Annotated in this window: 11 protein-coding genes; 4 read left to right on the top strand and 7 right to left on the bottom strand. The window is 62.4% G+C overall.

Annotated elements, in window-relative coordinates:
* Positions 1 to 197 precede the first annotated feature (197 nt).
* Entirely contained in the window at positions 198 to 941 is a 744-nt protein-coding gene (locus IPM84_13370) for a glycosyltransferase family 2 protein (GenBank protein MBK9093733.1), read from the bottom strand.
* Complete coding sequence (locus IPM84_13365; protein ID MBK9093732.1) at positions 931 to 1779, bottom strand: tetratricopeptide repeat protein; 849 nt, start codon at positions 1777 to 1779, stop codon at positions 931 to 933. Before IPM84_13365 ends, IPM84_13370 begins: the two co-directional genes overlap by 11 nt.
* Before the next feature lie 90 nt (positions 1780 to 1869).
* Between IPM84_13365 and IPM84_13360 the strand changes: the two genes are divergently transcribed.
* Positions 1870 to 2829, top strand: coding sequence for a hypothetical protein (locus IPM84_13360; protein ID MBK9093731.1), 960 nt, complete (start codon positions 1870 to 1872; stop codon positions 2827 to 2829).
* 36 nt (positions 2830 to 2865) lie between these two features.
* On the opposite strand, the gene IPM84_13355 is transcribed toward IPM84_13360, so the two are convergent.
* From IPM84_13355 to IPM84_13345, 3 genes are all read right to left on the bottom strand, one after another.
* On the bottom strand, positions 2866 to 4854 hold the full coding sequence (locus IPM84_13355) for a hypothetical protein (protein ID MBK9093730.1): 1989 nt from the start codon (positions 4852 to 4854) through the stop codon (positions 2866 to 2868).
* A 70-nt stretch (positions 4855 to 4924) separates the two neighbouring features.
* Positions 4925 to 6139, bottom strand: a complete 1215-nt coding sequence (locus tag IPM84_13350) for an exo-alpha-sialidase (protein MBK9093729.1) — start codon at positions 6137 to 6139, stop codon at positions 4925 to 4927.
* Between the two features lie 53 nt (positions 6140 to 6192).
* Positions 6193 to 7644: a hypothetical protein gene (locus IPM84_13345; protein MBK9093728.1), complete on the bottom strand. Its 1452-nt coding sequence runs from the start codon at positions 7642 to 7644 to the stop codon at positions 6193 to 6195.
* A gap of 197 nt (positions 7645 to 7841) precedes the next feature.
* Here IPM84_13345 and IPM84_13340 point away from each other — a divergent pair, with 197 nt between their 5' ends.
* Positions 7842 to 9308, top strand: a complete 1467-nt coding sequence (locus tag IPM84_13340) for a hypothetical protein (protein MBK9093727.1) — start codon at positions 7842 to 7844, stop codon at positions 9306 to 9308.
* Complete coding sequence (locus IPM84_13335; GenBank protein ID MBK9093726.1) at positions 9221 to 11254, top strand: UvrD-helicase domain-containing protein; 2034 nt, start codon at positions 9221 to 9223, stop codon at positions 11252 to 11254. Before IPM84_13340 ends, IPM84_13335 begins: the two co-directional genes overlap by 88 nt.
* Here IPM84_13335 and IPM84_13330 read toward each other — a convergent pair.
* Positions 11150 to 11737 (bottom strand): PIN domain-containing protein, encoded by a 588-nt coding sequence (locus IPM84_13330; GenBank protein MBK9093725.1) that lies wholly within the window; start codon positions 11735 to 11737, stop codon positions 11150 to 11152. The genes IPM84_13335 and IPM84_13330 overlap by 105 nt on opposite strands.
* Before the next feature lie 6 nt (positions 11738 to 11743).
* Positions 11744 to 12289 carry a type II toxin-antitoxin system Phd/YefM family antitoxin gene (locus IPM84_13325; GenBank protein MBK9093724.1) on the bottom strand — a complete coding sequence of 182 codons (546 nt, stop codon included), beginning with the start codon at positions 12287 to 12289 and terminating at the stop codon, positions 11744 to 11746.
* A gap of 114 nt (positions 12290 to 12403) precedes the next feature.
* Here IPM84_13325 and IPM84_13320 point away from each other — a divergent pair, with 114 nt between their 5' ends.
* Entirely contained in the window at positions 12404 to 13573 is a 1170-nt protein-coding gene (locus IPM84_13320; protein ID MBK9093723.1) for a radical SAM protein, read from the top strand.
* Positions 13574 to 13579: the final 6 nt, after the last annotated feature.

The following is a 13579-nucleotide window of genomic DNA, read 5'->3' as shown; positions in this document are numbered from 1 at the left end:
CTCCGCTCTCCGTTCTGCACTCTCTGCGTTTTCGGAGAAAACGCATTGCATTTTGCACTTTCCGCTCTCCGCTCTCCGCTCTCGCACACGAATCTCCGCTCTCCGCTCTGCACTTTGCACTCTGCACTTTGCACTTTGCACTCTGCACTCTGCACTTGCACTTGCACCCCCGCACTCGCACCGCACCTGCACCGCACTTACGCCGGCAGGGTGGGGATTTTTTTGACGGCGGTGATGAGCACGGCGAGCAGCACTTTGACCATGTAGTACGCGCCGCGCCAGTGGTTGATGGAGGAGACGCCCCCGCGCCGCGGAGCCATCACCGCCGGCAGTTCGATGGCGGTCAGCCCGGCGCGGTGCAGCAGGATGCGCGCCTCGATCTCCGGGTAGTCCTGCGGATACGCGCGCGCCAGGAACTCGATGGCGCGGCGGTTGACCGCCTGCAAGCCGGAGGTGGGGTCGGTGACGCGGCGCCGCGTCAGCAGGGAGACCAGGCCGGCGAACAGGCGGATGCCCAGGCGCCGGGCCAGCGGCACGCGGTAGGAGACCGGGCCACCGTGAAAGCGTGAACCGATCGCCACATCAGCCTGGCCGGTCAGAATGGCTTGCAGCAGACGGCGCAGATCGGCCGGATCGTGCTGCCCGTCTCCGTCCATACGGCCGGCAAAGGCATAGCCGCGGCGGCAGGCGAACTTGAAACCGGCCTGCACCGCGCCGCCAATGCCCAGGTTGTAGGGCAAGCGCAGCACCAGGGCGCCGGCCGCCCGCGCCACGTCCGCCGTGTCATCGGTCGAGCCATCGTCAATCACCAGCACAGCGGCCGCGGACAAAGGCCAGCCCTCAGCGCCGCCCAGAGCAGCCCGAATCCCCCGCACCACCTGCGCGATGTTTGCCTCCTCATTGAACGCCGGTACGATCACCAGAAGCGAATTATTTGCCACTACCCACCTCCCCTAACCGCCGCGCCGCCCACGGGTTGTCGGGAAAGCGCCGCGCCTGTGTACGCCAGGTCTCGATGGCGGCCTCGCGCTGACCCGCGGCCAGCAGCGCTTCGCCCAGCCACAGGCCGGTGAACGGCAGGGTGGGGTCGAGACGCCGGGAGATTTGCAGGGCGGTGACGGCGGCGGCTGGGTCGGCCTGCGCCAGGGCCACACGGCCCGTGTAGTAGTAATCAATGGCTGTTGGCGGTCGGGTCGCCAGGGCCGAGCCGGCCTGCCACTGCGTCACCGCGGCCGGCTGCTCGCCCTGCGCCCACAGCGCCTCGCCCCACAGGTAAAAGGCTTCGGGACGGGTGGGTTCCAGCGCAGCCGCCTGTCTCGCCAATTTCAGCGCGTCGCCGGTCGCGCCCTGGCTCAACGCGGCCTCGGCCTGGCGGCGCAGACTCATGTAGGCCGGCCAACCGGCTGCGCGGAAGTGCGCCAGCGCCTGCTCATCCTGCCCCAGGCGAGCGAGCGTGCGGGCCAGTTCCAGGTGAGTCAGGCTGTCGCCGGGCAGATGGTCCAGCGACTGCTGCAGGGAGGTTTGCGCGTCCGCTGGCTGCGCCTGCGCCAACTGCACACGGCCCAGACCGCGCCAGGCCGCGCCGGAGACGGGCAGGCGCCGGACGGCCGTTTGCAGCACGGCCGCCGCCCGCTGGAGGTCCGCCCCTCGCCAGGCGGTCAGGCCCTGGTTCAGCGCCAGCCATCCCGGCAGGTGCATGCCCACGCGCCAGGCGATCAGCAGGGCGCAGAGCAGCAGCGCCAGGCGGCGTCGCGTCATCTGCCAGCGCAACATCCCCATGATTCGTACACCCTGCCTGCTCGAGCGGATGGATCGGGGGCGGTCGTCATTCTAGCACAGGCAAGAGGCTCGGACAAATGAACCGCAGCTATGACAAATGACCTGGTGTGTGTTATACTGCGCCCGCTGAACCAATTTTCGCCGCCGGATCAACTCGAGGTGGGGATGGAATTCGTTGCCGATCTACACATTCACTCTCACTTCTCCCGCGCCACCAGCAGGGACCTGACGTTCGAACATCTCGCGCGCTGGGCGCAGCTCAAGGGCGTCACCGTCGTGGGCAGCGGCGACATTGCCCACCCCGGTTGGCTGCAGGAGATGCGCGACCGGCTTGAACCGGCCGAAGATGGGCTTTTTCGCCTGAAGGACGATCTGGCTGCCGCTGTCCAACAGACGGTGCCGCCGGCCTGTCAGGCCCCGGTGCGCTTCCTGCTGGCCGGCGAAATCAGCAACATCTACAAGCGCCACGGTCAAACGCGCAAAGTTCACAACGTCGTCTGCGCGCCCGATTTCGACACCGTGGCGAAAATCCAGGCTGCGCTGGAAAGAATCGGCAACATTCGTTCAGACGGCCGCCCCATCCTGGGCCTGGACTCGCACGATCTGCTGGAGATCATCCTGACCATCAGCCCGCAGTGCCATCTCATCCCGGCCCACATCTGGACGCCCTGGTTCGCCATGCTCGGCTCCAAGTCCGGCTTCGACTCGGTGGAGGAATGCTTTGGCGACCTGACGCCCGCCATCTTCGCGCTCGAAACCGGGCTTTCCTCCGACCCGCCCATGAACTGGCGCATCTCCAACCTCGATCGCTACACCCTGGTTTCCAACTCTGATGCCCATTCGCCGCCAAAGCTGGCGCGCGAGGCCACCCTGTTCGACACCGAGCTTTCCTACCCCGCCATCTTCCGCGCCCTGCAGAGCGGCGACCCGGCCGTGTTCAAGGGCACGGTGGAGTTTTTCCCCGAAGAAGGCAAATATCACCTCGACGGCCAGTCTACCGCCTGCTGGTGGCAGACAGGGATGCCGCAGACCCCGATGCGTGACGCCTGACCACGCAGCCAGGCCGGTCGGATAGTAGCGCCTTTTTCAGCGCAGGCGCCATCCGATCCACGGTAGAAAGGCGCGTTGCGATCCATACCAACGCAGGACAAGCAACCCACCCTGTTCGTCGGCTACAACGACAACGTCTGCCACTACAGCGATATCCCAGGCAAAACCGAGCGTATCGTAAGCATCCATCTCTACGGGGTGCAGCGGATTGGACACGTCCAGGATGCATACACCGGCGGTTCCATTGGCTAAAAAGACGTAGGAACCGACCGGGGCCACAGCCCATACCTCTCCTGACGTGTGATACGTGGATAGCGCCAGGGGGTGCGCGGGATCAGACACGTCTATGATGTAAAGGCCATCCTCACGGCCCGCGACAAAGGCCAGGTGGCCTGCAATATGTACGTCTACCGCCACACCAGGCGTGGTCAGAGCACCAATTTCACGTGGTTCGTCGGGTTTGGAGACGTCAAGGATACGCAAACCGGCGACGCCGTCGGCGATATAGGCAAGCGTGCCGTCAAGGGCCACGTCGTACGCGCCACCGGGTGTTGCAAAAATACTCGTCAGCACGGGGTAAGCCGGATCGGCCACGTTGATCGTGTAGAGCGCGCCGTAGGTACGATCAGTCACGTAAACATAATCACCGACTGCGGCTACGGCGCGTGCGTAGGGGAGCGGATAGACGCCGGCTGCCACAGGGTGTGCCGGATCGGTGGTGTCCACGATGCGCAGGCCTGCGTCACCGGCTGCTACATAGGCGTGGTGTCCGACCAGCGTCACACGCCAGGCGCTGCTCGGGATATCGTGGGCGGTGAGTTGAACAGGTTGAGTCGGTTGAGAGATGGCGATGACGTGCAGACCGCCGTCGCGGTCGGTGACGTAGGCGTAGGTGCCGTCTACTCGTCGTTCGAGCGCCACACCATAGGCGTTGCCGGGCAGGTCGAACCAGCCTATGCGATGGGGCTGCTGCGGGTCGAAGCCGCTAACGATCTGCAAGCCGCGACTGCCGCTCGCGATATAGGCCAAAGGGATCTCTTGGCCGAGCGGCGGCGGACCGGCAGCAACGTTCAAGGACTCACCACGTGTGTCGTACCGCCTGCTTACAAAAGGGTTCCTGGGATCGGCCACGTTGATGATACGGAAGTCGCCGGGGTCGCCGTAGGCGAAAAGATAATGGCCCGTCGCCACGAGTCTCGCCACTAAGTGTTCTGTGGTCAACGTATACCAGATCTCGCGCGGCCGCTCTGGATTGGTTACGTCCAAGATAAAGACTTTGCTTATAGTGCCCACATAAGCATAGCCGTTTGCGACTGCGATGCCGCCCGCCCGGAGACCGTCAGCGAATCCACTATATGTCGCCGCGCGCACGGGGTGGTTCGGGTCGGTCACGTCAACAATGTAGAGGTAGTGAAGCCTATCGGTCACATACGCGTATGTTCGACCGGGCACTGTCGTGGCATCTACCGCCACACGCCAGGCAACGCCTGGCGTGTCGAAGGCGCTGGCCGTCACAGGATGGATTGGGTCGGTCACATCAATAATGTATAGTCCCTGCATGCCGGCTGCCGTGTAAGCATAGATACGCCCCGTCGTGACAACACGCGCCACGACGATGTCTTCAGCTACAGCAGGCAAACGGAAGGAACCCACTGGCATAGGATAGGTCGGATTGTTCAGTGCAAGAACATGAAGATCAGTACCACTGAGTGCGTAAAGGTGGGTGGGCGCCAATCCTTCCGTAGTTGACGCTAACGCCAAACCGGTCACCGCACCAGACAAGGGGTCCGAACGGCCAAGGATCCACGGCGTTGCAGGGTGCGAGATGTCCAGTACCACGACGCGTAGTCCCAGGCCGAGGTAAGCACGGGGACCATGTACGGCCACCGCAACCACATCGCCAGTCAGTTGGCCGGCTAACACCAGTGACTGTGGCTGCGACTGTGGTGGTTCATCACGGTGGAATGTGACGCCGTTTGCGACTGGAATGGCAGGATTCAAGAATAGAACGACGAGCAGAATCATGCAACACTTCAACATGAGCAATGTCCCTAAGGGCTGTCTAAGTCATGGCAATCCAACTAACTCCTGATTTCTACGGCGGCAGCAGGCAACGCCACGTCAAACCACCATCATCCGAGCGATAAAAACGATCGAACTCACGCGAGAGAAACAAACTCAAAGGACGAGGGTGTACACCGATTGTGCCGGCCAGCGGCAGGTAAAGATAGTTCTGACTGGCAGGCCCAGGAGTTGGCACCGAAATCGGTGCTCGTCGGTTAGTGGGCTGTTCCGTGAATGAGCGCAGTTGCCGTCGCACGTCAAGGGTTGGTTGATGTACGTCCACAATGGCATACCAATTAGTTCCATCATCGTAAGAAACGAGCAACGCATTCTCGATTGATAGAAAAAGAGTGAGATCGTTCACGTAATCCGGCGAGATGTCGAGATCCCGGATTCCAAAACCACCTTCGATGCGGGCAATTGGTTGCCAGTTCAAGCCGACATCCTGACTTCTAAAGAGTGTATGGGATTCAGCAACAAATAACGTGTGGTCAGAAGCAAACCCTGGCGAGAAAACAAGTTCGACCGTCTCCCCATTCAGGCCAGCATCTCGGCGCTGCCAAGTGATGCCGCCATCTGAAGAGGCAATCAGGGCGTAGGGGCCAGGTTCATACCAGCCACCAGGACGCGCGAACACAACCTGATCATCGCGGAAGGCTGGAGATGGGTGAACCTCCAAGACGCTACCCTCTTCCCACATCACCTGCCAAGTAAGGCCGCCATCATCACTGCGCACGACACCCTTGCCCAATCGTTGCGGGTCATTGAATCTGGCAGCGAAGATCGTGTCCGGCTGATTCGTGGCGTAAGGGCCGATGCAGTCGCTAGGGTACGAGTGCCCGTGGTAAGTATCACAAGCTGAGCGATCTTCCCACGTATCACCACTATCAGTGCTACGTACCACGCCCGACCAGGCGATCCCGCCGTTGTCAAAGCTATACGACAGATATACTGTCAGGCCAGATCTGTTCATCAGTGGCACAAACGCAGGTGTGTCAAAACCACCAGGCCCGAGAGACTGGAACACGGCTTGCCAACTAGATCCATCGTTCGTGCTGCGCCATAGTTTGGATTCATACGATCCCGAAATAGGATGAAAATAGACGGTGCGGTCTTGCTCGAAGAACGGCGAAGGAACAATGCTGTGTGCGTACTCAGACTCTGGACAAGTGGGTAGCGCAGAACTGCCGGCCTGCGCCTGCGTAACCAGAACGCAGGAACTCACTATGGCGGCTGACAACAGCAAGAGTAGCCTATTTCGACGTTGCCTAACGCGCGAAGACCCCATGTATCGTCGTTTCATGGTGTTGGAGTAGAGGTGGGAGGATGCATGGGGTCATAAGAGGCCCATTCAAGACCCAGACCCGTCAGGCGATATGGCGGGGTACCGGCTGCCTCGGGATACATAAGAATTGTGTTGGCGTTTCCATAGGAAACGCTAAACCAGGCCACCTCCCGGTAGCCAGGGTTATCTCTCGATCCTAACCAGGCCGTCATGGGACGCATGAGACCGTCGCGCACCTCTCCTGCTGACGGAGTTGGAGTGTTTTCGCCGGTGGCTCCGCCAAGATAGCCATACTCTGTGATCCACAGTGGTTTGCCGCGAGTCTCGGGTTCTTGTTCGTGTACTAGCAGCCAGTAATCTTTCAATTTACCCTTCACGCAACTGTTGAAGATGTCGCCAATGTCACCCTGATTTCTTGAACAGTTGGTGCTACTGATAAATGGATATGCATGAAGATGCACTCCATCTAAAGTCAGGTATTTATACTCGGGCAGTAGCTTTAATTGATGAATGCGAGCCATAAACGCATCCCACCACTCCCTGATATCACTGCGGGTGTGAAACTGTCCACAACAAAAGACCCTGGCGGTCGAGTCGGCTTCTTTGATGGCGGTGTAAACCTCAGCGTAGCGCTCGGCAGTGATTCGGGCAATGGTTGCAGTTAGCTCTCCCTGACTAGGAGCGGGCGTAACAGATGGGCCCCAAGCGCAAGGCGTGCCGCTATTCGCCTGCCTGCACATGGTGTAAGCACACTGGAGATAACCATAGTAAGGTGTGGAGGTGGGACCAGATGTCGGTGTTGTGCTAGGAGGTGGAATTGCTGTCATCAGCACCGCAGGATGATCCGGTTCATTGAAAATGAGCCAGATCCGGCCAGTGTTCGCCTGTACACGCTGGCGCAGGAGGTCCAGGTTGTCACTTGCGTCCCGGCACCACATCATCGGAACAAAAAGAGGATCGTTGAACTGGCCGTTTTGATTGGCCGGCCACGACTCGTAGTCCCAATCATACCACCAACTCAGGTTGAGATTTGCCACCAGGGAGTTCTGCTGCCAGTCGTCACCTGCTCCCTTCCAGCCAGCGTAGCGCATGTGTGGCATGTAGACCATGCTGGCAACTTCAGGTTGCGCAACCAGTAACTTGAAAGCAGGCGGCGGCGTCTCTGTGTATTCTGGTGTACGGGTGATAATGGGGGTAGTGCGCGGTGTTGGTGTGATAGATGAAAACGACCTTGGATCGGGCGGGCCATGTCGTCGAGCGCCAAGAATTCGGGCCATTTCCGGGTCGGCAACAGGTGCAATCGGCTGTGGTGGAGGCTGAATGGGTGAATTGAACAATAGAATGGTTAGCGCGGGGGAGTTGGTTGCGTCTGTCGGTAGCGTTGACAGGACGAAAGCGACAACGCCAGCGATCAGCGTCAGAATGACGAGGAAGTACCCCCCTCCACTCGGTTGACCAGTGCTCATTGTTGACTTCCTCCCAAGAGCACACACGCATGGGCAATTCATTAGTTTCATAATAACACCGTTGGAAAAGAGTGTCAAGGTAAGTACAGCAATTCCGAATTCCTGATGAATGAATTCACGGGCTGACAAATGACCTGGTGTGTGTTATACTGCGCCCGCTGAACCAATTTTCGCCGCCGGATCAACTCGAGGTGGGGATGGAATTCCACCCCGATCTACACATTCACTCTCACTTCTCCCGCGCCACCAGCAGGGACCTGACGTTCGAACATCTCGCGCGCTGGGCGCAGCTCAAGGGCGTCACCGTCGTGGGCAGCGGCGACATTGCCCATCCCGGCTGGCTGCAGGAGATGCGCGACCGGCTCGAACCGGCCGAAGATGGGCTTTTCCGCCTCAAGGATGACCTGGCTGCCGCTGTCCAACAGACGGTGCCGCCGGCCTGCCAGGCCCCGGTGCGCTTCCTCCTGGCCGGCGAAATCAGCAACATCTACAAGCGCCACGGTCAGACGCGCAAGGTTCACAACGTCGTCTGCGCGCCCGATTTCGACACCGTGGCGAAGATCCAGGCTGCGCTGGAAAGAATCGGCAACATTCGTTCAGACGGCCGCCCCATCCTCGGCCTGGACTCGCGCGACCTGCTGGAAATCATCCTGACCATCAGCCCGCAGTGCCATCTCATCCCGGCCCACATCTGGACGCCCTGGTTCGCCATGCTTGGCTCCAAGTCCGGCTTCGACTCGGTGGAGGAATGCTTTGGCGACCTGACGCCCGCCATCTTCGCGCTCGAAACCGGGCTTTCCTCCGACCCGCCCATGAACTGGCGCATCTCCAACCTCGATCGCTACACCCTGGTTTCCAACTCTGACGCGCATTCGCCGCCAAAGCTGGCGCGCGAGGCCACCCTGTTCGACACCGAACTCTCCTACGCCGCGATCTTCCAAGCCCTGCGGACCGGCGATCCTGCCACTTTCAGAGGCACGGTGGAATTTTTCCCCGAAGAAGGCAAATACCATCTCGACGGCCACCGCAAGTGTAACGTCTGCTGGGAACCGGCCACCACGCGTGCGCACCAGGGGCTGTGCTCCGTGTGCGGCAAAGAGGTCACGATCGGGGTCCTGCACCGCGTCGAAGCCCTGGCCGACCGGCCTGCGGGTCAGCGGCCGCCGCGCGCCGCGCCTTTTACCAGCCTGATCCCGCTGCCGGAGATTCTGGGCGAGGCGGCCGGGGTGGGAGCAGGGTCCAAGCAGGTGGAGCAGGCGTACCACAAGCTGTTGGCAGCCCTGGGGCCGGAGCTGTTCATCCTGCGCCGCGCGCCGCTGCCGGCCATTGCCGGCGCGGGCGGGGAGCGCCTGGCGGAGGGCATTGGCCGCATGCGCCGTGGCGAGGTGCAGGCCGACGCGGGCTATGATGGCGACTACGGCGTCATCAGGCTCTTTGCCGCGGCGCAGCCGGGCGCCGGGCTTTTTCAAGGGGACCTCCTCCCTGCGCCCTGGCCGGCCCCTGCGGCCCGGCCAGGCGCAGATCAACCTGCGCCTGCGCCCCGCCTGCGCCCCGGCTCAAGGCCGCCGGCCAGCAAGTGGCCGAACCGGCGCCGTCCATCGCCTACGCCGCGCCGGCCGCGCGGCTGCTGGCATCGCTCAACGCCGAACAGCGCGAGGCGGTAATGGGGTCGCAGGAACCGCTCATCATCGTGGCCGGGCCGGGCACCGGCAAGACCCGCACCCTGACCGTGCGCATCGCGTATCTGATCCAGGTGCAAGGCGCGGCGCCAGAGGCCATCCTCGCCATCACCTTCACGAACAAGGCGGCGCAGGAAATGACCGCCCGCCTGATCGGCCTGCTGGGCGCAGAGACGGCACAGCGGGTCATGGTCAAGACGTTCCATGCCTTCGGCGCGTGGCTGCTGCGCCAATGGGGCGCCAGCCTGGGGATCAGCCCGGATTTCATCATCTGCCGCGATGAAGAGCGCCGCGCGCTGCTGGCGCAAGCTGCACCTGAGCTGCGCCTGGCGGAGCGTGACCAGTTCCTGGCCTGGATCTCCGACGCCAAGAACCGCCTGCTCTCGCCCGCATCGCCTGAGTTGAGCGCCGTGTGCGAGGATGAACGTTTGCCGGGCATCTTTCAGCGTTACGAGGACGCGCGCCGGCGCAGTCAGGCCCTCGATTTCGATGACCTGATCGTGCAAGCGGTGCGGCTGTTGGAGACGCAGGACGAGGTGCGCGCCGCGCTGCATCAGCGTTTTCACTGGCTGTGCGTGGACGAGTACCAGGACATCGCCCTGGGTCAGTACCGCCTGCTGCGTCTGCTGGCCGCGGGCGGCGCCAACCTGGCCGTCATCGGCGATCCCGATCAGGCCATCTACGGTTTCCGCGGGGCCGACCGCCGCTTCTTCCTGAATTTTGCCCAGGACTACCCCGGCGCCCGGCGTCTGCACCTCAGCCAGAACTACCGCTCCACGCAGATGATCCTGGACGCGGCCGCGCAGGTCATTGCGGCCAACCGGGACGAGCGCGTGCCGCTGCAGGCGGTGCAGGTGCTGGCCGATTTCGTGCAGCAGGTGCGCATCGAGATTTTTCAGACGCAAACCGATCGGGCCGAGGCCGAAACTGTCGTGCATCAGATCGAGCAGATGGTGGGCGGCACTAGCTATTTTTCGCTCGATTCGGGCCGCGTGGCCGATGCGCCCGCGGCGCCGCACGCCTTTGCCGATTTTGCCGTGCTTTTCCGCCTGGGTGCGCAGAGCCGCCTGCTGGTCGAGGCCTTCGAGCGCTCCGGCATCCCCTTTCAGCATGTGGGGCAGACCCCCCTGCTCGAGCAGCCGGCCGTGCATCATGTGCTGGCCTACCTGTGGCTGGCCGTGCAGCCGGCCACGCAAATTCATCTGGAGACTGTGCTGGGCAGCGGCAAGGGCGCCTTCGCCAGCGGCGCGATGGGCCGCTTGAACGCCCAGTTAGCCGCGTCGCCGACCGGCCTGTGCGACGCCCTGATGGCGGCCGCCCTGGCCGCTGATTTCAGCGTCACACAGCGGGAACGCCTGCGCAGCCTGGCCGTCTTCTGGCAATCGCCGGAGATGGCGCCTGGGCAGCCGGTCGCGCGCCAGATCGAGGCCGTTTACGCATTTGCCTGTCGCCAGGCCAGCCTGCGCGGCGAGCCCACAGAGGCTGAGCAGATCGCGCAACTGGCGCGCCGGGCCGCGCCGTTCGATGAGCGCCTGGCCGATTTCCTGGAGGCGCAGGCGTTACAAGGCGAAACGGACGCCTACGACCCGCGCGCGGATCGGGTCACGCTGATGACCCTGCACGCGTCGAAGGGGCTGGAATTTCCGGTGGTTTTCATCGTGGGCTGTGAAGAATCGCTGCTGCCCTACGCCCGGCCGGGCGCCGCGGCCGACATCGAAGAGGAGCGGCGTTTGTTCTATGTCGGCATGACTCGCGCCCAGCAGCGGCTGATTCTCACGCATGCGGCCTCGCGCTTCCTGTTCGGCCGGAGCATGCAAAACGCCCCTTCACGCTTCGTAGACGACATCGCCGCGGCGCTGAAAGCCCTGCGCGAGATGGAGAGGCCATCGCCGCGTCCCGCGCCCGTCGGCGTGCAGCTTGCGCTGTTCTGAGCTGAAGCGTGCGCTAAGTCGGACGGTCGCCGCGCACGACGTACAGAAAGTGCAGACCATCCAGGATCGGAATGCCCGGAAGGCGCCATCCAGCACGGCAGTGGGGATCGTAGGTCGGTGGGTCCGCGCCCAGGCCAGGATGGCATCGTCATCGGGATCGGCCTTGATGACGGCTTGAATCTGCTCCGGTGCAACTTCTACGTGTTCGCCAAGCATGATCAGGTCGGCCACATAACGATCCGCTGCGTCCGCGGCGATCTTGCGAGCCTGGAGTTTCTCGACAAGCTCGGCCAGTAGATCGTCGGAGTAAAGTTGCGTAAACTCGCGTGCTCGCCAACGTTCAAGTAGTTCAACGGTTGGGCTGCGCGAGTTACGTGAAAGATGGGCTGCGATGGGTACGTTGGTATCCAACACGGCTCGGAACTTCCCGCCTGGATGATCAGAACCGGGTGAAAAGAGGGTGTCCTTGGCCGGCTCAGTCATCGCGTGCTACTTCCGTTTCGTCATTGATCGCACGGCCATCCTGGATCGCTTCCTCGCGAGCGCGCCGAGCGCCGCGCGACCGTCCTGGATGACTTGCTCGGTCGTCCGATCACGTTGCGCCAAAGCCATTTGCGCGGCGCGGCGGATGGCGTCTCGCACTTCTGATGATACCGGACGGCGCGGCTGGAAAGCCCGCATCCCGCCCTCAGGCGTAGGCAGCAGGATCGGAGTGTCGTCTATGTGTGCGTCTAGCGCAGCCGAAACAGCAGCGAGCTCGCCCTGAAGTCGGTTGACCTGCCCCACCAGGCTTTCATACTGGTCCACGCTCAGCATTACCACCTTGGGTCGGCTGTAACGCGTAATATAGAAGACCTGGTTGCGCCGACCAACCTGCTCGACGAGGTCCTTAATCTGGCGCTTTGCCTCGCTTACAGACAGAATTAGCATGGGTAACACCTCGACGGTTATTGGTTCCATCCCTCGACCCACGGTATTATCTTGGTCAAGATTTTGGTCAAGACTCATTATAAACTCGATGCCATCGAGCGTCAAACCGGTTGAAACATCTCATATGTGGGTTCGATACCCTTTGCTGAATCTTGTCAATCGCACATTTGTTCTGTATAATAGGTGCTGTTCCCGATCCGCACGAGGGGGATGGCACACATGGACGTTCGCAGCAAGATCGAATGGTTGGAACAGGCGGCGCAGTACGATGCGTGTCTGGAGGCCGGTGAACCGGCGCCCGTCACGCAGATGACCGCGGCCGCGTCGCGTGTGCCTGACCTGCGTGATTCGGTTGCGCTGCTCAGCGCGGGCGGGCGCAAGGTGCCCGTCCTGAAGATCCTGCAGACGAGCGCGTGCGAAAAGAACTGCTACTACTGCCCCTTCCGCGCCGGCCGCAACTTCCGCCGCGAAACGCTCAGCCCGGATGACCTGGCCGCGTCGTTCGATCAGATGCAGCGCGCGGGCCTGGTGCAGGGCATCTTCCTCAGCTCCGGCATCATCGGCGCCGTGCGCTCCATGGATCGCATGCTGCAAACGGTGGAATTGATTCGCCATAAGTACGGCTTTCGGGGTTATGTCCATCTGAAGATGCTGCCCGCGGCCGAAGAAGCGCAGATCGAGCGCGCCGTCCACCTGGCCGACCGGGTGTCCACCAACCTGGAGGCGCCCACGCCCCTGCACTTGAGCCGCCTGGCGCCGATGAAAACCTTCGAGGAAAGCCTGGTGGAGCCGCTGAAGCGCGCCCGGCGCCTGATTCAGCAGACCCAGTGGAACAGCGGCCAGCAGATCGCCCGCGCCGGCATGGTCACGCAGTTCGTGGTTGGCCCGGCCGGCGAGAGTGATCGCGACCTGCTCGGCACCAGCCAACGCCTGTACCGTGAGGTGGGGTTGCACCGCGCCTACTACAGCGCGTTCCGCCCGGTGCGCGACACCCCGCTGGAAGGTCTGGCCGCCACCCAGCCGCAGCGCGAGTTTCGCCTCTACCAGAGCGATTTTCTCCTGCGCGCCTACGGCTTTCGCGTGGAAGAACTGCCGTTCGATGACAGCGGCAATTTGCCGCTCGATCAGGACCCCAAAGTGCTGTGGGCGCAGCGCCACCCGGAGCGATTTCCGCTGGAAGTCAACCGGGCGACGCCGCAAGACCTGCTGCGCGTGCCGGGCATCGGCCCGCAGACCATGCGCAACATCCTGCGCGCGCGCCTCGATGGCAAGTTGCGCGACCTGGGGCAGCTCAGGAAGATCGGCGTTGACGTGGCCCAGGCTGCCCCATTTGTCTTGCTCAATGGCCGCGCCGCGCCGGTGCAAATGGCGCTGGGCTTTGCGTGGTAGGCGGCC

Origin of the sequence: Candidatus Amarolinea dominans (genome assembly GCA_016719785.1) — a bacterium.
GTDB classification, from domain to species: Bacteria; Chloroflexota; Anaerolineae; order SSC4; family Amarolineaceae; genus Amarolinea; species Amarolinea dominans.
This window is presented reverse-complemented; position numbering and strand designations above follow the sequence as displayed.

Bases quoted from the DNA above. Each gene is read 5' to 3' on its own strand.
- IPM84_13365 (MBK9093732.1), bottom strand. From the start codon at position 1,779: ATGGGGATGTTGCGCTGGCAGATGACGCGACGCCGCCTGGCGCTGCTG.
- IPM84_13320 (MBK9093723.1), top strand. From the start codon at position 12,404: ATGGACGTTCGCAGCAAGATCGAATGGTTGGAACAGGCGGCGCAGTAC.
- IPM84_13330 (MBK9093725.1), bottom strand. From the start codon at position 11,737: ATGACTGAGCCGGCCAAGGACACCCTCTTTTCACCCGGTTCTGATCAT.
- IPM84_13340 (MBK9093727.1), top strand. From the start codon at position 7,842: ATGGAATTCCACCCCGATCTACACATTCACTCTCACTTCTCCCGCGCC.
- IPM84_13360 (MBK9093731.1), top strand. From the start codon at position 1,870: ATGACAAATGACCTGGTGTGTGTTATACTGCGCCCGCTGAACCAATTT.
- IPM84_13345 (MBK9093728.1), bottom strand. From the start codon at position 7,644: ATGAGCACTGGTCAACCGAGTGGAGGGGGGTACTTCCTCGTCATTCTG.
- IPM84_13355 (MBK9093730.1), bottom strand. From the start codon at position 4,854: ATGATTCTGCTCGTCGTTCTATTCTTGAATCCTGCCATTCCAGTCGCA.